This window comes from Streptomyces sp. NBC_01463 (genome assembly GCA_036227345.1).
In the GTDB taxonomy this organism is placed as follows: Bacteria; Actinomycetota; Actinomycetes; order Streptomycetales; family Streptomycetaceae; genus Streptomyces.
This window is the reverse complement of sequence record CP109468.1, coordinates 7,373,747-7,395,166: the sequence shown is the minus strand read 5'-3', so window position 1 is coordinate 7,395,166 and position 21,420 is coordinate 7,373,747. Positions and strand designations below refer to the sequence as shown.

General features: G+C 71.6%; 19 protein-coding genes. 3 read left to right on the top strand and 16 right to left on the bottom strand.

All coding sequences use genetic code 11. The features are described 5' to 3' along the window. Positions 1 to 83 precede the first annotated feature (83 nt). Positions 84 to 1,313, top strand: coding sequence for a DUF349 domain-containing protein (locus tag OG521_32725; protein WUW25265.1), 1,230 nt, complete (start codon positions 84 to 86; stop codon positions 1,311 to 1,313). Between the two features lie 110 nt (positions 1,314 to 1,423). On the opposite strand, the gene OG521_32720 is transcribed toward OG521_32725, so the two are convergent. Together OG521_32720 and OG521_32715 are read right to left on the bottom strand one after the other, a co-directional pair. Next, a complete protein-coding gene (locus tag OG521_32720; GenBank protein WUW25264.1) occupies positions 1,424 to 3,997 on the bottom strand; it encodes a bifunctional (p)ppGpp synthetase/guanosine-3',5'-bis(diphosphate) 3'-pyrophosphohydrolase in 2,574 nt (857 codons plus the stop codon). Between the two features lie 178 nt (positions 3,998 to 4,175). Further along, positions 4,176 to 4,919: a metallophosphoesterase gene (locus OG521_32715; protein WUW25263.1), complete on the bottom strand. Its 744-nt coding sequence runs from the start codon at positions 4,917 to 4,919 to the stop codon at positions 4,176 to 4,178. Positions 4,920 to 5,033: 114 nt separating this feature from the next. Here OG521_32715 and OG521_32710 point away from each other — a divergent pair, with 114 nt between their 5' ends. Then, positions 5,034 to 5,648 (top strand): ABATE domain-containing protein, encoded by a 615-nt coding sequence (locus tag OG521_32710; GenBank protein WUW25262.1) that lies wholly within the window; start codon positions 5,034 to 5,036, stop codon positions 5,646 to 5,648. 81 nt (positions 5,649 to 5,729) lie between these two features. Here the strand turns inward: OG521_32710 and OG521_32705 are convergent, their stop codons facing one another. From OG521_32705 to OG521_32640, 14 genes are all read right to left on the bottom strand, one after another. Continuing rightward, positions 5,730 to 6,281, bottom strand: a complete 552-nt coding sequence (locus OG521_32705; GenBank protein WUW25261.1) for an adenine phosphoribosyltransferase — start codon at positions 6,279 to 6,281, stop codon at positions 5,730 to 5,732. Continuing rightward, entirely contained in the window at positions 6,278 to 7,411 is a 1,134-nt protein-coding gene (secF, locus tag OG521_32700) for a protein translocase subunit SecF (GenBank protein WUW25260.1), read from the bottom strand. The genes OG521_32705 and secF overlap by 4 nt, the downstream gene beginning before the upstream one ends. Position 7,412: 1 nt before the next feature. Then, positions 7,413 to 9,152: a protein translocase subunit SecD gene (gene secD, locus OG521_32695; protein WUW25259.1), complete on the bottom strand. Its 1,740-nt coding sequence runs from the start codon at positions 9,150 to 9,152 to the stop codon at positions 7,413 to 7,415. Between the two features lie 146 nt (positions 9,153 to 9,298). Beyond that, the gene (gene yajC, locus OG521_32690; GenBank protein WUW25258.1) at positions 9,299 to 9,796 is read right to left on the bottom strand and encodes a preprotein translocase subunit YajC; all 498 of its coding nucleotides are present in this window, start codon (positions 9,794 to 9,796) and stop codon (positions 9,299 to 9,301) included. 164 nt (positions 9,797 to 9,960) lie between these two features. Beyond that, positions 9,961 to 11,034, bottom strand: a complete 1,074-nt coding sequence (gene ruvB, locus OG521_32685) for a Holliday junction branch migration DNA helicase RuvB (protein ID WUW25257.1) — start codon at positions 11,032 to 11,034, stop codon at positions 9,961 to 9,963. Between the two features lie 82 nt (positions 11,035 to 11,116). Continuing rightward, on the bottom strand, positions 11,117 to 11,743 hold the full coding sequence (ruvA, locus tag OG521_32680; protein WUW25256.1) for a Holliday junction branch migration protein RuvA: 627 nt from the start codon (positions 11,741 to 11,743) through the stop codon (positions 11,117 to 11,119). Beyond that, a complete protein-coding gene (gene ruvC, locus OG521_32675) occupies positions 11,740 to 12,309 on the bottom strand; it encodes a crossover junction endodeoxyribonuclease RuvC (protein WUW25255.1) in 570 nt (189 codons plus the stop codon). The genes ruvA and ruvC overlap by 4 nt, the downstream gene beginning before the upstream one ends. A 133-nt stretch (positions 12,310 to 12,442) precedes the next feature. Beyond that, positions 12,443 to 13,195 (bottom strand): YebC/PmpR family DNA-binding transcriptional regulator, encoded by a 753-nt coding sequence (locus tag OG521_32670; protein ID WUW25254.1) that lies wholly within the window; start codon positions 13,193 to 13,195, stop codon positions 12,443 to 12,445. A gap of 61 nt (positions 13,196 to 13,256) precedes the next feature. Continuing rightward, positions 13,257 to 13,850 (bottom strand): pyridoxal 5'-phosphate synthase glutaminase subunit PdxT, encoded by a 594-nt coding sequence (gene pdxT / locus OG521_32665; GenBank protein ID WUW25253.1) that lies wholly within the window; start codon positions 13,848 to 13,850, stop codon positions 13,257 to 13,259. Between the two features lie 6 nt (positions 13,851 to 13,856). Next, complete coding sequence (pdxS, locus tag OG521_32660) at positions 13,857 to 14,777, bottom strand: pyridoxal 5'-phosphate synthase lyase subunit PdxS (GenBank protein ID WUW25252.1); 921 nt, start codon at positions 14,775 to 14,777, stop codon at positions 13,857 to 13,859. Positions 14,778 to 14,936: 159 nt separating this feature from the next. Further along, positions 14,937 to 15,482 carry a hypothetical protein gene (locus tag OG521_32655; protein ID WUW25251.1) on the bottom strand — a complete coding sequence of 182 codons (546 nt, stop codon included), beginning with the start codon at positions 15,480 to 15,482 and terminating at the stop codon, positions 14,937 to 14,939. A gap of 138 nt (positions 15,483 to 15,620) precedes the next feature. Further along, complete coding sequence (locus tag OG521_32650) at positions 15,621 to 16,781, bottom strand: glycosyltransferase family 4 protein (protein WUW25250.1); 1,161 nt, start codon at positions 16,779 to 16,781, stop codon at positions 15,621 to 15,623. A gap of 244 nt (positions 16,782 to 17,025) precedes the next feature. Continuing rightward, positions 17,026 to 17,955 carry a phosphatidylinositol mannoside acyltransferase gene (locus tag OG521_32645; GenBank protein ID WUW25249.1) on the bottom strand — a complete coding sequence of 310 codons (930 nt, stop codon included), beginning with the start codon at positions 17,953 to 17,955 and terminating at the stop codon, positions 17,026 to 17,028. Further along, positions 17,952 to 18,632 (bottom strand): CDP-alcohol phosphatidyltransferase family protein, encoded by a 681-nt coding sequence (locus tag OG521_32640; GenBank protein ID WUW25248.1) that lies wholly within the window; start codon positions 18,630 to 18,632, stop codon positions 17,952 to 17,954. Before OG521_32640 ends, OG521_32645 begins: the two co-directional genes overlap by 4 nt. A gap of 470 nt (positions 18,633 to 19,102) precedes the next feature. On the opposite strand from OG521_32640, the gene OG521_32635 reads away from it, so the two are divergent. After that, positions 19,103 to 21,328, top strand: a complete 2,226-nt coding sequence (locus OG521_32635) for an elongation factor G-like protein EF-G2 (protein ID WUW25247.1) — start codon at positions 19,103 to 19,105, stop codon at positions 21,326 to 21,328. The last annotated feature ends 92 nt before the right edge of the window (positions 21,329 to 21,420 follow it).

Sequence of the window (21,420 nt, the reverse complement as noted above, 5' to 3'; positions counted from 1 at the left end):
GGGCGGGCGCTGCCCGCCCCAGGAAACTGTGGACGATGCCAGGGGGGTGAACCCCCTCACGGGCATCAGGTGGAGGAGGCGCTGTGAGCAGCGACCCGTGGGGCCGTGTCGACGAGACGGGCACCGTGTACGTGCGTACAGCCGAGGGCGAGCAGGTCGTCGGATCGTGGCAGGCCGGTTCTCCGGAGGAGGCCCTGGCGTACTTCGAGCGCAAGTACGAGGGCATTGTGGTCGAGATCGGCCTCCTCGAGCGGCGGGTGAAGACCACCGACCTGTCGGCGAAGGACGCGACGACCGCCATCGAGCATCTGCGTGGACAGGTCGACGAGCATCACGCCGTGGGCGACCTGGACGCACTGCGCAAGCGGCTGGACGCCCTGGTCGCGACGGTCGACTCGCGGCGCGAGGAGCGCAAGGCCCAGAAGGCGAAGCAGACCGACGAGGCGAAGCACGCCAAGGAGGCTCTGGTCGTCGAGGCCGAGGAGCTGGCGCAGAGCGAGCAGTGGCGCTCCGCGGGTGAGCGGCTGCGCGCGCTCGTCGACACGTGGAAGGGCCTGCCGCGGCTCGACCGCAAGTCGGACGACGAGCTGTGGCACCGCTTCTCGCACGCGCGCTCGGCGTTCTCCAAGCGCCGCAAGGCCCACTTCGCCTCGCTGGACGCCCAGCGCGAGGAGGCCCGCAAGGTCAAGGAGAAGCTGGTCGTCGAGGCCGAGTCGCTCTCCGGGTCCACGGACTGGGGGACGACGGCCGCCCGCTACCGCGACCTGATGACGGAGTGGAAGGCGGCGGGCCGCGCCCAGCGCGAGGCCGAGGACGATCTGTGGAACCGCTTCCGCGGTGCCCAGGACGTCTTCTTCGCCGCGCGAGGCGAGGTCTTCGCGGAGCGCGACGCGGAGCAGGGCGAGAACCTCAAGCTCAAGGAGGAGCTCGCCGTCGAGGCCGAGAAGCTGGTGCCGGTGAAGGACCTCAAGGCGTCCAGGGCCGCTTTCCGGGCCCTCAACGAGCGCTGGGAGGCCATCGGCCACGTGCCGCGTGACGCCCGTCCGAAGGTCGAGGGGCGGATGCAGGCGGTGGAGCGGGCGCTCCAGGAGGCCGAGGAGTCGGAGTGGCGCCGGACGAACCCGGAGGCGCGTGCGCGTGCCGCGGGTCTGACCGGGCAGCTCCAGGCGGCCGTCGACAAGCTGCGTACGCAGATCGACACGGCGCGCGCCTCGGGCAACAACGCCCGCGCGGACAAGCTCGCCCGCGAGCTGGAGGGCCGTCAGGCGCTCCTGGACCAGGCGCTCAAGGGCCTGCAGGAGTTCGGCGGCTGACGCCCGGCTCCTGACGTCGGCCGAGGGGCCTCCCCGCGGGGAGGCCCCTCTCGCGTGTCCGGACGCAGCACGGCCGGTACGAGGCCGGCGCCGGGCGGCGCCCGCCGGCTCTAGGGCCGGCGGGCCGAGGTCACCCGGTAGACGTCGTAGACGCCCTCCACGCCGCGTACGGCCTTCAGGACGTGTCCGAGGTGCTTCGGGTCGCCCATCTCGAAGGTGAAGCGCGAGGTGGCCACCCGGTCGCGGGACGTCTGCACGGCCGCGGACAGGATGTTGACGTGCTGGTCGGACAGGATGCGCGTGACGTCCGAGAGGAGCCTGGACCGGTCGAGCGCCTCGACCTGGATGGCGACCAGGAAGACGGAGGACTGGGTGGGCGCCCACTCGACCTCCAGGATCCGTTCCGGCTGCTGCGACAGCGAGTCGACGTTGACGCAGTCCGCGCGGTGGACGGAGACTCCGCTGCCCCGGGTCACGAAGCCGATGATCGGGTCGCCGGGCACGGGCGTACAACAGCGCGCCAGCTTGACCCAGACGTCCTCGACGCCCTTGACGACCACGCCCGGATCGGCGTTGGCACGGCGCTTGTTGCGGCTGCGGGAGGGCGGGGTGCTCTCCTCGAGGTCCTCGTTGGCCGCGTCCTCGCCGCCGAGCGCCTGCACCAGCTTCTGGACGACGCCGGCCGCCGCGACATGTCCCTCGCCGATCGCGGCGTACAGGGACGAGATGTCCGGGTAGCGCATCTCGTGCGCGAGGGTGACCAGTGAGTCGCCCGTCAGGATGCGCTGGATCGGCAGGTTCTGCTTGCGCATGGCACGCGCGATGGAGTCCTTGCCCTGCTCGATCGCCTCGTCGCGGCGCTCCTTGGAGAACCAGGCGCGGATCTTGTTGCGGGCCCGGGGCGACTTGACGAAGCCGAGCCAGTCGCGGGACGGTCCGGCGCCGGCGGCCTTGGAGGTGAAGACCTCCACCAGGTCGCCGTTGTCGAGCGTCGATTCGAGCGGGACGAGCCGTCCGTTGACCCGGGCTCCTATGGTCCGGTGGCCGACCTCCGTGTGGACGGCGTACGCGAAGTCGACCGGTGTCGCCCCCGCCGGAAGCGCTATGACATCGCCCTTCGGCGTGAAGACGAAGACCTCGTTGCGCGAGAGGTCGAAGCGCAGCGACTCCAGGAACTCGCTGGGGTCCTCGGTCTCCTTCTGCCAGTCCAGGAGCTGGCGCAGCCACGCCATGTCGTTGACGGTGTCCTGGCCGCGGCCGGTGTTCTTGGGGACGTCGGTGCGCACCTTGGAGGCGCCCGCGACGGCCTCCTGCTTGTACTTCCAGTGCGCGGCGATGCCGTACTCGGCACGGCGGTGCATGTCGAACGTACGGATCTGGAGCTCGACGGGCTTGCCGCTGGGACCGATCACCGTGGTGTGCAGCGACTGGTACATGTTGAACTTGGGCATCGCGATGTAGTCCTTGAACCGGCCCGGGACCGGATTCCATCGCGCGTGGACGGTGCCGAGCGCCGCGTAGCAGTCGCGGACGGTGTCGACGAGGACCCGGATGCCCACCAGGTCGTAGATCTCGGCGAAGTCGCGGCCCCGCACGATCATCTTCTGGTAGACGCTGTAGTAGTGCTTCGGCCGCCCGGTGACGGTCGCCTTGATGCGGGCGGCGCGCAGGTCGGACTGGACCTCGTCGGTCACTATGGCGAGGTACTCGTCGCGCTTGGGGGCGCGCTCGGCGACGAGGCGGACGATCTCGTCGTACATCTTCGGGTAGAGGATCGCGAAGGCGAGGTCCTCCAGTTCCCACTTGATGGTGTTCATGCCCAGGCGGTGGGCCAGGGGCGCGTAGATCTCAAGGGTCTCGCGGGCCTTCTTCTCCTGCTTCTCCCGCTTGAGATAGCGCATGGTGCGCATGTTGTGCAGCCGGTCGGCGAGCTTGATGACCAGGACCCGGGGGTCCTTGGCCATGGCGACGACCATCTTGCGTACGGTCTCGGCCTGCGCGGCCTCGCCGAACTTGACCTTGTCCAGCTTGGTGACGCCGTCGACGAGCAGGGCGACCTGGTCGCCGAAGTCGCGGCGCAGCGTGTCCAGGCCGTACTCGGTGTCCTCGACGGTGTCGTGCAGCAGTCCCGCCATCAGCGTGGCCGGATCCATGCCCAGTTCGGCGAGGATCGTGGTCACGGCGAGCGGGTGGGTGATGTACGGGTCGCCGCTCTTGCGCTTCTGGCCGCGGTGCCAGCGCTCGGCGACCTGGTAGGCCTTCTCGATCTGCCGCAGCGTGGAGCTCTCGATCTTGGCGTCGTTGCTGCGGACGGTACGCAGCAGCGGCTCCAGGACCGGGTTGTACGGGCTGGAGCGCTGCACGCCGAGACGGGCCAGCCTGGCCCGGACCCGGTTGGAGGAGCCGCCGCCGGTACGGGCCGCCGGGCCCGCGGGCGCGGCGGCCGCGGCGGGCTTCGCCGGGGGCTTCGGTGCCGTCGGGGGCGGGGAGGCGGGTGCGGCCGGCTGGGCGGGGGACGCGGGCGCGGGCCCGTTCGCCTCCGCGGGAGCCGGGCCGGAGCCGGGCTCGGGCGCCGGGGGCTTCGGCTTCTCCTTCGCCGCGGGCTGCTGCTTCGCGGGCGTGGCTTGGTCCGCCTCGGGCTTGTCGGGCTGCGGGGCGGCGACTGGCTGGGCCTCGTCTGGCAAGAGCGCTCCTCGTGCGGATCCGGACACCCGGAAAGGCCATCGTATCGACCCGGCGGCCCGTCCTCCCCCGGGGACCGTGAGAGCCCGCACAACGCGATGGGGCACCTGGTTGTTCCCGGGTGCCCCGGTCGGTGCGCCCCGGCGGCGGTGCGCACCGGCCGTGCAGTTCACGCCATGATCAGAGAACGACGCGGTAGTGGGTCGTCAGACGGTGGTCGTCGTCCAGGACGTGGAAGGCGAGGCCGGGCGGCTGGTCGAGGTCCGCCGGCCGCCCGGCCTCCCAGGGCAGGCGCAGGGTCCAGGTGACGGCGGGTCCGACGATCAGCGGCCGGGCGGCGAACGTCGAGGCGGCCGCGGTGTGGGCGTGGCCGGTGAGGACGGCGACGACCCGCGGGTGTGCGGCGAGCAGACCGGCCAGCCGCCCGGGCTCTTCGAGCATTCCGGAGTCGGGCAGCGGGTGGTGGAGTGCGACCGGCGGCTGGTGGAAGGCGATGAGCGCCGGGGTGTCCCGGGGCAGCGCGGTGAGGGTGGTGTCGATCCAGGCGAGCGTCTCGTCGTCGAGGCGCCCCTCGTCGCGGCCCGGAATGGTGGAGTCGCACATCAGGACGGCGGTGCCGGCGATGTGGTGGCAGCGGTTGACCGGGCCGTCGCCGGGCGCCTCGCCGAGCAGGGCCCTGCGGTAGGCCGGGCGCGCGTCGTGGTTTCCGGGACAGGTGAGGACCGGGAACGGGGCGGCCAGGATGCGGGCCGCTTCCTCGTACTCGCGCTCGTCGCCGTGGTCGGCGATGTCCCCGGTGACCAGGAGCGCGTCGACGGGGCGGGGCAGGGCGCGCAGGTAGTCCATGACGCGGGTGGCGCGCCGGGTCGCCCGCTCGGTGCCGTCCAGGTGCAGATCACTGATCTGGGCAAGAAGTGTGGTCATCGTCCCGCATCCCCCGTCTAACGGTTATTTTTTCTTTTTCCGTTAGAACCTTAGGGTGTACGCGCGGTGTGATCAAGTGGTCGCCGATGCGGAACCGAGCGAGAGGGGCCTCCTGTGGAGCGCCGGCCGGCACTGGAACTGGCGAGCACGATCCGGCACGACGGGGACGGCGGTGTCACCGACGATCTGGCGACGGCCGAGGGAACGGCCCGCTGGATCCATGAGCAGGGCGATCTGCCGGCCGGTGATGTCCCGGCGGGCGGACTCGTGGTGGACGAGGACCTCAGGCTCGGGATCGTCGGACTGCGGCGGGCCGTGCGGGCGCTGTTCGCCCGGGCGGTCGCCCCGGCGCCGCCGAGCCCCGCGGACGCCCACCGTCTGATGCCTGCCGACGAGGCGCTGGCCCATGTCAACGCGGTGGCCGCCCGGGAGCAGGTCGTCCCGCGGCTGGAATGGCCGGAGGGCGGCTCCCCCGCCGTCCGGCTGCTGTCGGCGCAGGACGACGCGCGTGTCCGGCTGCTCGCGGCCCTGGCGCGCTCCGCCATCGACTTCCTGGCGGGCCCGCAGCGCGAGCAGCTGCGGGCCTGCACCGCGCCCCGCTGCGTGCGCTACTTCGTCAAGGGCCACGGCCGGCAGGAGTGGTGCAAGCCCTCGTGCGGGAACCGGGCACGGGCGGCCCGCCACTACCGGAGCCACCGCTCGGCGGGCGGGGAAGCGACCGGGGCCTGACGGCCCTGCGGGCTGCGGGTACGCGAAGAGGGCACCCGGATCGCTCCGGGTGCCCTCTTCGATGTGCGCGTACGCGGTCGGTCAGACCGTGATCAGAGCCTCCAGCGGAGCGCCCTGAAGGTGCGGCACCAGACGCTCACGGCCGGGCAGGAAGCCCAGCTCCATGAGGACGCTGACACCGGCGACCCGGGCTCCGGCCCGCCGGATCAGCTCCAGGGAGGCTCCGGCGGTGCCGCCGGTGGCCAGGACGTCGTCGATGACCATGACGCGGTCGTCGGCCGACAGGTCCTCCGCGTGGACCTCGATCTCCGCGGTGCCGTACTCCAGCTCGTACGACTGGCCGAGCGTGGCTCCCGGCAGCTTCCCGGCCTTGCGGACGGGGACGAAGCCGAGACCGGCCCGCACCGCGACCGGTGCGGCCAGGATGAAGCCGCGGGCCTCCAGACCGACGATCTTCGTGGCGCCGTGCCGTACGCACAGCTCCGCGAGGGCCTCGGTGAGGGCCGTGAACGCGACCGGGTCCGCCAGCAGCGGGGTGATGTCCTTGAACATCACGCCCGGCTTCGGGTAGTCCGGCACATCACGGATCCTGCTGAGGAGCAGGTCCCTGGTGCTCTCGGTGGTGCTGGTCATCGGCGCTTCCCCGGGGTCCTGCCGTGGCCCCTGGGGGGTACCTGCCGCTGGCCGACTACCGCACCCGCGGGGGCCGTGTCCTCGGGGGACTCGGGGGACTCGGGAGTTCCGGCGGCCCGGTTCTCCTCCGCCTGCTCGGCCTCGTTGAGCTCGCCCTTGGCGGCGGCCGCGGCGCGCTTGGCGAGGATCCGCTTCTTCAGCGCCTTCATCTGCGGTTCGCGTTCCTTGAGGTCGGCGACGAGCGGAGTGGCGATGAAGATCGAGGAGTACGCACCGGCGGCGAGACCGACGAAGAGTGCCAGCGAGATGTCGTTCAGCATGCCGGCACCGAGGACACCACCACCGATGAACAGCAGACCGGCGACCGGCAGCAGGGCGACGACCGTGGTGTTGATCGAACGGACCAGCGTGCCGTTGATGGAACGGTTGGCGATCTCGCTGTACGTCCACCGGGTCTGCTTGGTGATCCCCTTCGTGCCCTCCTTGAGGCTGTCGAAGACGACGACCGTGTCGTAGAGGGAGTAACCGAGGATCGTCAGCAGACCGATCACGGTGCCCGGGGTGACCTCGAAGCCGACCAGGGCGTAGATGCCGACCGTGATGGTGATGTCGTGGATCAGCGCGACCAGGGCCGCGATGGCCATCCGCCACTCGAAGGCGATCGCCAGGTAGATCACGACGAGGACCATGAAGACGCCGAGGCCGGTCCAGGCCTTGTTGGCGATCTGCTCACCCCAGCTGGGGCCGACCAGGTCGGCGGCGATCTTCTCTTCGGAGACGCCGAGGCCCTTGGAGAGGTCGGCCTTGATCTCGTCGGACTTCGCGGTGTCGACCTCGGTGATCTGGATGCGCAGACCGCCGTTGCCCAGCTTCTGGACGATGGCCTGGTGCCCCGAGGCCTCGGTCGCCAGGTCCTCAGCCTCGTTGACGGAGACGCTCGTCTTCGGGGTGGTGAAGACCGCGCCGCCCTTGAACTCGATGCCCATGTTCAGGCCGCTGACCGCCAGGCCGAGGATGGCCGTGATGGTGATCAGGATCGAGACGCCGTACCAGATCTTGCGCTTGCCGATGAAGTCGTAGCCGACCTCGCCGCGGTAGAGACGGGCGCCGAGATTGCCGAGTCGCGACATCTCACGCCTCCTTCGGGTCGGTAGGGGCGTTGACACGGCGCGACCGGCGCAGCGGCGGCTTGGCGCCGAGCCGCTTCGGGTCCAGTCCGGACCAGGGGTGACCGCTGGCGAAGAACTTCTTGCGGGCCATGATCGTCATGACGGGCTTGGTGAAGAGGAACACCACGACCACGTCGAGGAGCGTGGTGAGCCCCAGGGTGAACGCGAAGCCCTGGACCTTGCCGACGGTCACCACGAACAGGACCGCCGCCGCCAGGAACGACACGAAGTCGGAGACGAGGATGGTGCGCCGGGCGCGCGGCCAGGCCCGCTCGACCGCGGGGCGCAGCGTGCGGCCCTCGCGGATCTCGTCCCGGATGCGTTCGAAGTACACGATGAACGAGTCCGCGGTGATACCGATCGCCACGATGGCACCACAGACCGCGGGCAGGTTCAGCGCGAATCCGATGGCCGGGCCGAGCAGCGACATGATCGTGTAGGTCAGGATGCCGGAGACCAGGAGGCTGAGCAGCGCGATGAACGCCAGTCCGCGGTAGTAGGCCACCAGGTAGATGACCACCAGCGCGAGGCCGATGGCGCCCGCGATGAGGCCTGCCCGGAGCTGCTCGCCACCGAGGGCGGCGGTGACGGTGGTGACGCTCTGCTCCTGGAAGGAGAGCGGGAGCGCACCGTAGGACAGCACGTTGGCCAGGTCCTCGGCGGACTGCTGGGTGAAGCTGCCGGAGATCTCGGCGTTGGCGCTCAGCGCCTCGCTGACGGAGGGTGCCGAGACGACCTCGCCGTCCAGCGCGATGGCGAACTGGTTCTGCGGCTGCTGCTGCTGGGCGAGCTTGCCGGTGGTCTTCTGGAACTTCTTGGCGCCGCTGCCGGTGAACTCCATCTGGACGATCCACTGGCCGGTCTGCTGGTTGATCGCGGCCTTGGCGCTGTCCACGTCCGTGCCGTCGACCTCGGCCGGGCCGAGGACGTACTTGGCGGAGCCGTCCTGCTCGCACGCGACCACCGTGTCGGTGGCCTTGGTGCCCTGGGACGCCTTGGAGCGGGAGGCCTTGCTGGAGCAGTCCAGCGCCTCGAACTTCTTCTGCAGATCGGCGGCGGCCGCCTGCTCCTCGGCGGAGGCCGTCGGAGTCGAGCTCGCCTCGGGCGTGGTGCTCGCCTTGGGCGAAGGCGTGGAGTCGGCCTTCAGGGCGCCGGTGACCGCACGGCCCTGCGTGGTCGCGCTCGCGCTCGGCTTCGTGGACGGGCTGCTGCTCGCCTTGCCGGAGGCGGACGCGCTCGGCGACGGGCTGGCCTTGTCCGTGGACGAGGCGCTCGGCTCGGGCGTCGGCGTTCCCTGGCCTACGGTCAGCACCGGCCGGAAGTAGAGCTTGGCCGTCGTACCGACCTGCTCACGGGCCTGGGCGGAGTTCGTGCCCTTGGGGATGTTGACGATGATGTTGCGATCGCCCTGGGTCTGGACCTCGGCCTCGGAGACACCAAGACCGTTGACGCGGCGTTCCATGATCTGGACCGCCGTGTCCATGTTGGTCTTGTTGATCGCCGATTCCTGCCCGGGCTCGGCCTTCGCCTCCAGCGTGATGGACGTGCCACCCGCGAGGTCGATGCCGAGTCGCGGCGTCGGCTGGTCGGCCAGGAACATCCCGCCGGTGAGGGCGACCATGGCGATCAGGATCAGAGCCAGGGAACGCCCCGGCCTGCCCTGACCGCCGGCCGGTCCTCGGCCCTTCTTCGGTGCTGCCACCTTCTCGTTTCTCCCTGTCCAACCGCCCCGCGCCGGGTACGCGCCCGAGCGGCCACGAAGTTTAGTGGGGACCCGCCCCCGCAGAAGACCGCACGGTCCGGGGATGGCCGGATGCCTGTGGGCTCACGGCATCCCCGGGTCGTGTGCTACTTCGCGTCGGCCTCGCCGTCGGCCTTGCCCTCGGACTTCTTGCCGGCCTCGTCGGCCTTCTCGGCGTCGACGTCGTCGGAACCGGTCTTCTTGACCAGGTCCGTCTTCGCGTCGTCGGCGTCGTCGGCTGCCTCGTCCGGGGCGGCGTCGAGCTCGGTGAGCGAGGAGGCGTCGTCCGGAACGACCGCGCCGTCGACGTCGAGCTCCTCCACGTCGCCGTGGACGATGCGGTTGTACTCCGCGTCGTCCAGGACGGCACCGATGGCGTTCTTGGCGTAGATGGCGTGGACGCCGGGGGCGACCTCAAGGAGGACCGTGTCGTCGTGAAGCTCCTTGACGGTGGCGTACATGCCCCCGATCGTCCGGACGCCGGTGCCGGGCTGCATTTCATTGCGCATGTTCGCAGCCGCCGCCTGCTTCTTCTTGGCGGACCGCGTCATCAGGAACATGGCCCCGATGAGCACGATGAAGGGGAGGAGAGTCACGGGATTCACGGGACGATTTTCCTTCGCACGACCGCGCTGGAAGGCGGCCTGGTCTACGGGGGTGGGTACACCGACCTTTAAGGGCGGCATCGGCGGAGTCTAAGCGAGTCCGCATCGATGGAACAACGCCCAGCATCGCACTGTGGTTCCTCTGTGAGTCAACCTGTGATGCATCACGCCCCGAAGAGGCCCTGTTGTCCCTTTCCGCCGTGCTGCGGAGGAACGAGCCCGAGATGGGCCCAGGCGGCGGGGGTGGCGACCCGTCCGCGCGGCGTCCTGGCCAGCAGTCCTTCCCGGACGAGGAAGGGCTCCGCGACCTCCTCGACGGTCTCGCGCTCCTCCCCCACGGCGACCGCGAGCGTGGACAGGCCCACCGGGCCGCCGCCGAAGAGTTTCAGCAGGGCGCCGAGGACCGCCCGGTCCAGCCGGTCCAGTCCCCTGGCGTCGACCTCGTACACCTTGAGGGCCGCGGCGGCGGTCTCCCGGTCGATCCTGCCGTCGGCCTTGACCTGGGCGTAGTCCCGGACCCGGCGCAGCAGCCGGTTGGCGATGCGGGGCGTGCCGCGGGAGCGGCCGGCGATCTCGGCGGCGCCCGCGACGTCGATCTCCACGTCGAGGAGGCCGGCCGAGCGGTGAATCACCCGTTCCAGTTCGGTGGGGGCGTAGAACTCCATGTGTCCGGTGAAGCCGAAGCGGTCGCGCAGCGGGGGCGGCAGCAGTCCGGCCCTGGTGGTCGCGCCGACCAGGGTGAAGGGCGGCAGCTCCAGCGGGATGGCGGTGGCCCCGGGCCCCTTGCCGACGATCACGTCGACCCGGAAGTCCTCCATCGCCATGTAGAGCATCTCCTCGGCGGGCCGGGACATGCGGTGGATCTCGTCGAGGAAGAGGACCTCGCCCTCCTGGAGGGAGGACAGGATCGCCGCCAGGTCGCCCGCGTGCTGGATGGCGGGTCCTGAGGTGATCCGGATCGGTGCGTTCATCTCCGCGGCGATGATCATGGAGAGGGTGGTCTTGCCCAGGCCCGGGGCGCCGGAGAGGAGGACGTGGTCGGCGGTGGCTCCGCGGGCGCGGGCCGCCTTGAGGACGAGGTCCAGCTGTTCGCGCACCTTCTCCTGGCCGACGAACTCGTCGAGGTCCTTGGGGCGCAGCGCCGCCTCGACCGCGGTGTCCTCACCGTCCGCGCCGGCGTCGACGAGCCGCTCGTCGAGCAGCTCGTCGGTGTCGGGTCCGGTCTCGTCCCAGTTCATCTCGTCAGTCCCGCCTCGGGTGTTTCGGTGCCGGCCCGTGGTGTGCCGGGCCCGGCGCGTCAGGGGTGGTGCCCGGGTCCGCTCAGCGCGCGCGGCTGAGGCTCTGCAGGGCGGCGCGCAGCAGCTGCGGCACGGGCGGCTGCGCGCCCTCCGCGAGGGCAGCCTCGGCCTGCGGTGCCACGGCGGACACGGCCTCGTCGGCCTCGCGGGTCGCGTAGCCGAGGCCGATGAGCGCGGCGTGCAGCTGGTCGCGCCAGGCGACGGAGACGGCGGTGCCGATGCCCTGCTGGCCGATGTGCGCGCCGACCGGTTCGCCGAGGCGGTCCTTCAGTTCGAGCAGGAGCTTCTGGGCGCCCTTCTTGCCGATCCCGGAGACGGCGGTGAGCGCCTTCTCGTCGCCGGTGGCCACGGCGATGCGCAGGGCGTCGGGGGTGTGCGTGGCGAGCATGGCCTGGGCGAGCCGGGGTCCGACCCCGCTGGCGGTCTGGAGGAGCTCGAAGACCTGCCGTTCGTCGTCGTCGGCGAAGCCGTAGAGCGTCAGCGAGTCCTCCCGTACGACGAGGGAGGTGGCGAGCTTGGCCTCCTTGCCGACCCGGAGGGACGCCAGGGTGTTCGGCGCGCACTGGACGGCCATGCCGATGCCGCCGACCTCGATCACGGCCGTGGTCGGGGCGAGCGCGGCGACGGGGCCGGTGACGAAGGCGATCATCGGGGGACCTTCCGGACGGGGGCTGCTGCGGTGCGCGGGACGCGCGGGGTGCGGGCGGCGGCCGCCGCGTGCGCCTGCTGGAGGCGGTTGAGCGCGGGGGCCCGCCAGATGTGGCAGATGGCGAGGGCGAGGGCGTCGGCGGCGTCCGCCGGTTTCGGCGGGGCGTCGAGCCGCAGGAGCCGGGTCACCATGGCTCCGACCTGTGCCTTGTCCGCGCGTCCGCTGCCGGTGACGGCGGCCTTGACCTCGCTGGGCGTGTGCAGCGCCACCGGGATGCCGCGCCGGGAGGCGCAGAGCATGGCGACCGCGCTGGCCTGGGCGGTGCCCATCACCGTACGGACGTTGTGCTGGGCGAACACCCGCTCCACCGCGACGTATTCGGGGCGGTGCTCGTCGAGCCACTCCTCGATGCCGCGCTCGATGGCCACCAGCCGGTGGCCGAGCTCCGCGTCGGACGGGGTGCGCACCACTCCGACGCCGAGCATGGTCAGGGGCCGGCCCGCGACGCCTTCGACGACGCCGACGCCGCACCTGGTCAGACCGGGGTCCACGCCGAGTACCCGCACGGTTCGCCCCCTCCCTGCCGATCGGTCAACTGTTCTGGCAGGCTATCGGCTCGCACTGACAATGCGACGGGCCGACGGGGTGTGTCCCCGTCGGCCCGTCGGCACAGCAGCTGCGCAGGTCACCCGGCGACGCTCAGGCGTCGACCTTCTCCATGACCTCGTCGGAGACGTCGAAGTTGGCGAAGACGTTCTGCACGTCGTCGCTGTCCTCCAGCGCGTCGATCAGCTTGAAGATCTTGCGCGCGCCGTCCTCGTCGAGGTCGACCTGCATGGTGGGCAGGAAGTTGGCCTCGGCCGAGTCGTAGTCGATGCCCGCCTCCTGGAGCGCGGTGCGGACCGCGACCATGTCGGTGGCCTCGCTGACGACCTCGTACGTCTCGCCGAGGTCGTTGACCTCCTCGGCGCCCGCGTCGAGCACGGCGCCCAGCACGTCGTCCTCGGACAGCTCGCCCTTGGGGACGATGACGACGCCCTTGCGGTTGAACAGGTACGAGACCGAGCCCGGGTCGGCCATCGAGCCGCCGTTGCGCGTCATGGCGACACGGACGTCGGAGGCGGCGCGGTTGCGGTTGTCGGTGAGGCACTCGATGAGCACCGCGACACCGTTCGGGCCGTAGCCCTCGTACATGATCGTCTGGTAGTCGACGCCGCCCGCTTCGAGACCGCCACCGCGCTTGACCGCGGAGTCGATGTTCTTGTTCGGGACCGAGCTCTTCTTCGCCTTCTGGATCGCGTCCACAAGGGTCGGATTGCCCTCGGGGTCCACACCGCCGGTGCGGGCCGCGACCTCGATGTTCTTGATCAGCTTCGCGAAGAGCTTGCCGCGCTTGGCGTCAATCACGGCCTTCTTGTGCTTCGTCGTAGCCCATTTAGAGTGGCCGGACATCTGCCTTCTCCTTCGCGTCACCAAATTCCGTACGAACCCGAGAGATCCTACCGGGGTCGAGTCAGCTGACTGCGCGCACCATGTCGACGAAGTACGCGTGAAGCCGGTGGTCTCCGGTCAGTTCCGGGTGGAATGACGTGGCAAGGGCGTTTCCCTGCCGTACCGCCACGATGTGCCCGCCGTGCTCGGCGACCACCTTGGCCTGCGCGCCCACGGACTCGACCCAGGGGGCCCGGATGAAGACGCCCTCGACGGGGCCGCCCTCGATCCCGGCGACCTCGACGGCCGCCTCGAAGGACTCGTTCTGCCGCCCGAAAGCGTTACGGCGCACGATCATGTCGATGCCGCCGAGCGTCTCCTGGCCCGAGCGCGGGTCGAGGATCTTGTCGGCGAGCAGGATCATTCCGGCGCAGGTGCCGTAGACCGGCATCCCGGCCCGTACCCGCTCGCGGAGCGGTTCCAGCATGCCGAACAGGGCGGCCAGCTTGGACATCGTGGTGGACTCGCCGCCGGGGATGACCAGGCCGTCGACCTCGGCGAGTTCCTCGGGACGCCGGACCGGCCTGGCCAGGGCGTCCGCCGAGGCCAGGGCGATCAGGTGTTCCCGTACGTCGCCCTGGAGAGCCAGGACGCCGATCACAGGGGTGTCGCTCATCAGTGACTACCAGCCGCGGTTGGCGTAGCGCTCGGTCTCGGGCAGCGTGTCGCAGTTGATGCCGACCATGGCCTCGCCCAGGTTGCGCGAGGCGTCCGCGATGATCTTCGGGTCGTCGAAGAACGTGGTGGCCTTGACGATGGCGGCGGCGCGCTTGGCCGGGTCGCCGGACTTGAAGATGCCGGAGCCGACGAAGACGCCCTCGGCGCCGAGCTGGCGCATCAGCGCGGCGTCGGCCGGGGTGGCGACGCCGCCCGCGGAGAAGAGGACGACGGGCAGCTTGCCGAGCTCGGCGACCTCCTTGACCAGCTCGTAAGGGGCGCGGAGGTCCTTGGCGGCGGCGTACAGCTCGTTGTTGTCGTAGCCGCGCAGCCGGGCGATCTCGTTCTTGATCTGGCGCAGGTGGCGGACGGCCTCGACGACGTTGCCGGTGCCGGCCTCGCCCTTCGAGCGGATCATGGCCGCGCCCTCGGCGATGCGGCGCAGCGCCTCGCCCAGGTTGGTGGCGCCGCAGACGAACGGGGTGGTGAAGGCGAACTTGTCGCTGTGGTTGACCTCGTCGGCCGGGGTGAGGACCTCGGACTCGTCGATGTAGTCGACGCCGAGGGACTGCAGCACCTGGGCCTCGACGAAGTGGCCGATGCGGGACTTCGCCATCACCGGGATGGAGACCGACTCGATGATCTCCTCGATCATGTTCGGGTCGGACATCCGGGCCACGCCGCCGTCCTTGCGGATGTCGGCGGGCACCCGCTCCAGGGCCATGACGGCCACGGCGCCCGCGTCCTCGGCGATCTTCGCCTGCTCGGCGTTGACGACGTCCATGATCACGCCGCCCTTGAGCTGCTCGGCCATGCCGCGCTTGACGCGGGCGGTGCCGGTTGCGGGGGCGTCGGCGGACTGCGGGGTGGTGGGAAGCGTGGACACGGATCGACCTCACTGGGAGAAAGACTGCTGGGCGTGCGGGAGTCCCGCACTGCTGAGCAAACTCTCCGGCACCAGTCCACAGCAAGGGCCAATGGAAGGCCGGTGGATCGTTTTGGACTGATCCGCCGCCGCGCGGGCCCCGGGCCCGGCTGCGTCCCGTCAGCTGACCGGACGGTCCGCGAGGGCGACCGGCGGCTCGTCGTCCATCTCGAAGGCCAGCGGGAAGGGCGCGTGCCCGGCCAGCCGGAACCAGCGCACCGTGCGGTGGCGGCGCAGCGCACGCGCCGCCCGCACCGCGTCGTTGTGGAACCTGCGCGCCATCGGGACCCGGCGCACGGCGGCGGCCAGCTCCGACGCGGCCTCCTCGCCGCCCGGGATCTCCTTCACCGCCTCCACCTGCGCCCGCTCGCCGAACACGGCACGCAGGGCGGTGCTCAGTTCGCTCTCGGCGACCTCGCGGTGCTCCTCCTCCGACTGACGGGCGGCGTGCGCGGCCTCGTACAGCACGATGGAGGAGGCCGGGTCGAGGACACCGGACGTGGCGAGTTCCTGGGTGACCGAGGCACGGCGCAGCAGTTGGGCGTCGAGGGCGGCCCGGGCCGCGTCGATGCGGGTGTGGAGCCGGTCGAGGCGGCCGGCGGTCCAGCTGAGGTACAGGCCGATCGCGATGAGCACGACGGCGGCCCAGATGAGGGTTTCGGTCACGGGCGGCAAGGCTACCGGTGCGCGGAGGCGCGCCGGCCTCCCCGGGCGTGGCGGCAGCCGCCCGGAAGCGGGGCCGGGCGGCGCCCGGTCCCGCGTGCGCCGTCGGTCCGGGGCCGGGCCCCGGCCCCCGGCCCGCCCTCAGTCCCGGGCCAGCCCGAACCGGGCCCGCAGGCCCGTGCGTTCGTCCGCGGCGACCGACGCGGCGCCGTCCGCCACCGTCTCGTACACGGCGAGGATGTCCGCCCCGACCGTCGACCAGTCGAAGCGCCGCACATGGGCGCTGCCGCGCTCCCGCAGCTCCGCGCGCCGCCCGGGGTCGCCCAGCAGCCGGACCGCCGCCGCGGCCAGCGCGTCCGCGTCCTCGTTGGCGAAGAGTTCGCCCGCCGCGCCCAGGTCCAGGACCTGCGCGAAGGCGTCCAGATCGCTGGCGAGGACCGGCGCGCCGGCCGACATGGCCTCGACCAGGATGATGCCGAAGCTCTCGCCGCCGGTGTTGGGCGCGACGTACACGTCGACGCTGCGCAGCAGCCGTGCCTTGTCCTCGTCGCTCACCATGCCGAGGAACTCGACGCGCGCGCGCATCTCCTTCGGCAGCGAGGCGACGGCCTCCTCCTCGTCGCCCCGGCCCGCCACCAGCAGTCTGGTCTCCGGGCGGGCGGCGAGGATCGCGGGCAGCGCCCGCATGAGGACGGGCAGGCCCTTGCGGGGTTCGTCGATCCGGCCGATGAAGCCGATCGTGCCGCCCTGCCACTCGGGCCGGGGCTCGGCGGCGGCGAAGAAACCGACGTCGACCCCGTTCGGAATGACCACGGCGTCGCCGCCCAGGTGCTCGACCAGGGTCCGGCGCGCGTACTCGCTCACCGCGATGCGCGCGCTGATCTTCTCCAGCGCCGGCTGCAGGATCGGATACGCGGCGATCATCGCCCGGGAGCGCGGGTTGGACGTGTGGAACGTGGCGACGATCGGCCCCTGCGCCGCCCAGCAGGTCAGCAGGCCCAGGGACGGCGAGGTCGGCTCATGGATGTGGATCACGTCGAAGGTGCCGTCGTGCAGCCACCGCCGCACCCGCGCCGCGGACAGGAAGCCGAAGTTCAGCCGGGCGACGGAGCCGTTGTACGGGACTGGCACGGCCCGGCCCGCGGACACCACGTACGGCGGCAGCGGCGTCTCGTCGTCGGCCGGGGCCAGCACGGACACCTGGTGGCCGAGGCGGATCAGGTGCTCGGCCAGGTCCCGGATGTGGAACTGCACGCCGCCGGGTACGTCCCAGGAGTACGGGCAGACGATGCCGATCTTCACTGCTAGGGCCTTTCGTCGGATCAGGCCGGATCGGGGAGCGTGGTCCGGTGCGTGCGGTTGCGGGGCGAGGAGGGCGTCGGACGGGGGCTCCCCTCGTCGAGCGAGGCCAGGGGCCCGGGGGACCGTGCGCCGGACCCCGCGAGCCCGGAATGACCCCGGACGACAGGCCCTGGGGCGTGTTTCGAAAAAAGTAGCGCCGTCCGCCCGAAGGGTCGCCGAGCAGGCGGGACTTTCGAAACACGCCCTAGTTCCCGCGGGTTTCGAGGTCGGCGAGCCAGAGCCGCTGGAGCATGTGCCAGTCCTCCGGGTGCTCCGCGATCCCCACGGCGAACGCGTCGGCCAGGGCCTGTGTCATCGCGGACGTCTTCTCCGTGCGGTCACCCGAGCCGGGTACCTCGACGGGCGGATGGATCCGCGCCCTCATCACCGGCGTGTCGTCGTAGGACAGCGTCACCGGCAGCAGCAGCGCACCGGTCTGCTGGGCCAGCAGCGCCGGGCCCGCGGGCATCCGCGCCCGGTCGCCGAAGAAGGTCACCTCGACACCGGAGGCCGACAGGTCGCGGTCGGCGACCAGGCAGACCAGACCGCCCGCCCGCAGCCGCCGCGCCAGCGTCCCGAACGCGGCCCCGCCGTTGTGCGGCAGGACCTCCATGCCCAGGCTCTCCCGGTACGCCACGAACCGGTCGTACAGCGACTCCGGCTTGAGCCGTTCGGCGACCGTGGTGAACGGGACCTTCAGATCCGTGGTGACCCACGCCCCCGCCAGGTCCCAGTTCCCCAGGTGCGGCAGGGCGAGAACGACGCCGCGTCCCGCGTCGAGCCCCTCGGTCAGCCGGTGCGCGTCCGTCACGTCGATGGACGCCTTGATCCGCTCCGGGCTCCAGGTGGGCAGCCGGAACGACTCCATCCAGTAGCGCATGTACGAGCGCATCCCGGCCCGGGACAGCTCGGCCAGCCGGGCCGGGCCGGCGTCCGGCACGACCCGCGCCAGATTCGACTCCAGCCGCAGCACGCTCTTGCCGCGCCGCTTCCACACCTGGTCGGCCAGGGTGCGGAAGAGCGCCCGGGCGGCCGGCTCGGGCAGCGTCTTGACCGCGGCCCAGCCGAGCCCGTACAGCCCGTCGCTCAGCCGTTCCTTCGGGCCGGGCTTCGCTTCCCCGGGCGCGCCGCTCACTGCGCGGCCTCGCTCCCCCGGTCCGCCGCAGCCGACACCGCGGCGGCCGCGTCGGCCTCGGCGGACTCGCGGCGCACGGTCACGACCCGCTGCACCAGCGTCACCAGGCTGCCCGCGGCGACGATCCACAGGGCGATCGGCAGGAGGATCTGGATGCCCGGCACGCCGAACCCGTGGAGACCCGCCAGACCGGCGGCCACCAGCGAGATCACCAGGCGTTCCGCACGCTCCACGAGCCCGTTGACCGCCACCGGCAGACCGATCGACTCACCGCGTGCCTTGGTGTACGAGACCACCTGACCGCTCGCGAGGCAGAAGATCGCGACGGCGCACAGGACGTTGTCGTCACCGCTGCCCGCGTACCAGAGCGCGAAGCCCGCGAAGATCGCGCCGTCGGCGACCCGGTCGAGCGTCGAGTCGAGGAAGGCGCCCCAGCGGCTGGAGATGCCGGCCTGGCGTGCCATGTTGCCGTCGACGAGGTCGGAGAAGACGAAGATCGTGATGACGATCGTGCCCCAGAAGAACTCCCCCATCGGGAAGAAGACCAGCGCACCTGCCATCACCCCGGCCGTGCCGATCAGAGTGACCGCGTCAGGGCTCACGCCGAGACGGAGCAGCAGTGCGGCGAACGGCGTGAGGACACGCGTGAAGAATGCACGCGCGTACTTGTTCAGCATGGCCTTCCCGAGGGGTCGGTGGGCCGCATGGCCCCATCGGCCACCGGCTGGAGGGTGCTGAAGGCCCCGGCCGGAACAGGGAGCGGGTCCGGCGCGGGCGGCTGCAAGGCGCCGGAGCGTCCCCATGACGGAGCCATGAGAACGTTTCGGCAACGCCGCAGACGTGCGTGCCGGGCGCCGCGAGCCCGGCCGGGGCCTTCAGCACCCTCCTGGCCCATCGTAGTCACGACTGCCGCACTCCACCGTCCGGGCACCCCGGGCGTATCCGGGCACCCCGGCCCCGCACGGCGCGGCTGCCGGATCGCGCCGCCGCGCGCGACGTATGGACGGGACCGGGACACAGTGGAAAGCTCGGAACTACCGCGGGCGTCGCCGAAGCCGCCGCGGCGGCTCCTCCGTGCCCGTGCAACCGCTCCCCATCCCGCGCCGGCGGGCTCCCGCCCGGCGCCAACGTCCGGGAGGCACGCGTCATGGGCGCCAAGGCACACACGCACACCGGAGCCGCCACAAGAGCGGCGACGGCCGACCATCCCTCCGCCATCCGGAACGTGGTGCTGGTCGGCCACAGCGGCTCCGGCAAGACCACCCTCGTCGAGGCCCTCGCACAGACCGCGGGCGCGGTCAACCGGGCGGGCCGGGTCGAGGACGGCACCACCGTCTCCGACCACGACGGGATCGAACAGCGCAGCAGGCGTTCGGTGTCGCTGTCCCTCGTGCCCGTCGAATGGGACGGGTGCAAGATCAACCTGCTGGACAGTCCCGGATACGCCGACTTCGTCGGAGAGCTCAGGGCCGGTCTGCGTGCGGCGGACGCGGCCCTCTTCGTCGTCTCGGCCGCCCAGGAGGCCGACGCCGTCGCCGGCACCACCCGGGCCGTCTGGGAGGAGTGCGCGGCGGTCGGCATGCCGCGCGCCATCGTCGTCACCCACCTCGACACCGCCCGTACCTCGTTCGACGCGATGACCAGGATCTGCGGCGAGATCTTCGGCGGCGACGACCCCGATGCCGTACTCCCCCTCTACCTGCCGGTGCACGGCCCCGAGACCGCCGACGGACACGCCCCGCTGACCGGGCTCACCGGCCTCCTCTCGCAGCGGATCTTCGACTACTCCGGCGGCGAACGGCAGGAACGGCCGCCCGCCGAGTCCCAGCAGGCGCCCCTGGCCGACGCCCGCAACCGGCTGATCGAGGGGATCATCGCCGAGAGCGAGGACGAGACGCTGATGGACCGCTACCTCGACGGCGGCGGCATCGACATCAGGACACTCGTCGACGACCTCGAACGCGCCGTCGCACGCGGCACCTTCCACCCCGTCCTCACCGCGGCCCCCGCCGCCGGGGGCGCCCGCCAGGGCATCGGCACCGTCGAACTCCTCGACCTGATCACCGGCGGCTTCCCCACCCCTCTCGAACGCCCGCTGCCCGCCGTCACCACCCTGCACGGCGCCACACCGCCCCCGCTGGACTGCGACCCGCAGGGCCCCCTGGCCGCCGAGGTCGTCAAGACGGCATCCGACCCCTACGTCGGCAGGCTCTCGCTCGTCCGCGTCTTCTCCGGCACCCTGCGCCCCGACGACACCGTGCACGTCTTCGGCCACGGCCTCACCGACCCCGGTCACGAGGCCCGTCCCTTCCACGAGGCGGACACCCGCGTCGGCGCCCTCACCTCGCCCTTCGGGAAGCAGCAGCGCCCCCTCACCTCGTGCATCGCCGGCGACCTCGCCTGCGTCGCCCGGCTGGACACCGCCGAGACCGGCGACACCCTGTCCGGCCCGGACCACCCGCTGCTGCTGGAACCGTGGACCATGCCCGACCCGCTGCTGCCCCTCGCCATCGAGGCGCACGGCAAGGCCGACGAGGACAAGCTCTCCCAGGGCCTGGCACGCCTGGTCGCCGAGGACCCCACGATGCGTCTGGAACAGAACCAGGACACCCGTCAGATGGTCCTGTGGTGCCTCGGGGAGGCCCATCTGGACGTGGCACTGGACCGGCTGCGCACCCGCTACGGCGTCCAGGTCGACGCCGTCCCCCACCGCGTCGCCCTGCGCGAGACGTTCGCCGCGCCCTCCACCGGACGCGGCCGGCACGTCAAACAGTCCGGCGGCCACGGCCAGTACGCCATCTGCGAGATCGACATCGAGCCGCTGCCACCGGGCTCCGGCATCGAATTCGTCGACAGGGTGGTCGGCGGATCGGTGCCCCGCCAGTTCATCCCGTCCGTCGAGAAGGGCGTCCGCGCCCAGGCCGCCCGCGGCGTTTCCGGCGGGCACCCGCTCGTCGACGTGCGCATCACCCTGCGGGACGGCAAGTCCCACTCCGTGGACTCCTCCGACGCGGCCTTCCAGAGCGCGGGCGCCCTCGCCCTGCGCGAGGCCGCGGCCGACGGCCGCACCCAAGTCCTGGAACCGGTCGCCGAGGTCCGCGTCCTGGTCCCCGACGACTACGTCGGCCCGGTCATGAGCGACCTCTCCGGCCGCCGCGGCCGGGTCACCGGAACCGAGCAGTCGGGCCACGGACGCACTCTCGTACGGGCCGAGGTCCCGGAGCTGGAGATCGGGCGCTACGCCGTCGATCTGCGCTCGCTGTCCCACGGAACCGGCCGGTTCGACCGCTCGTACGCCCGCCACGAGGCCATGCCCCCACAGCTCGCCGGCCGCCTCCACGAACAGGAGGACAGCGCCGGCAGGAGCGCGTAGCGCCCCTCGCCGCCCAAGGTTGTCCACAGGACCGGACGGCGTACGGATCCGGACGATACGCTGGGGTCCCAGCTCAGAAAGTGTGCCGGGCA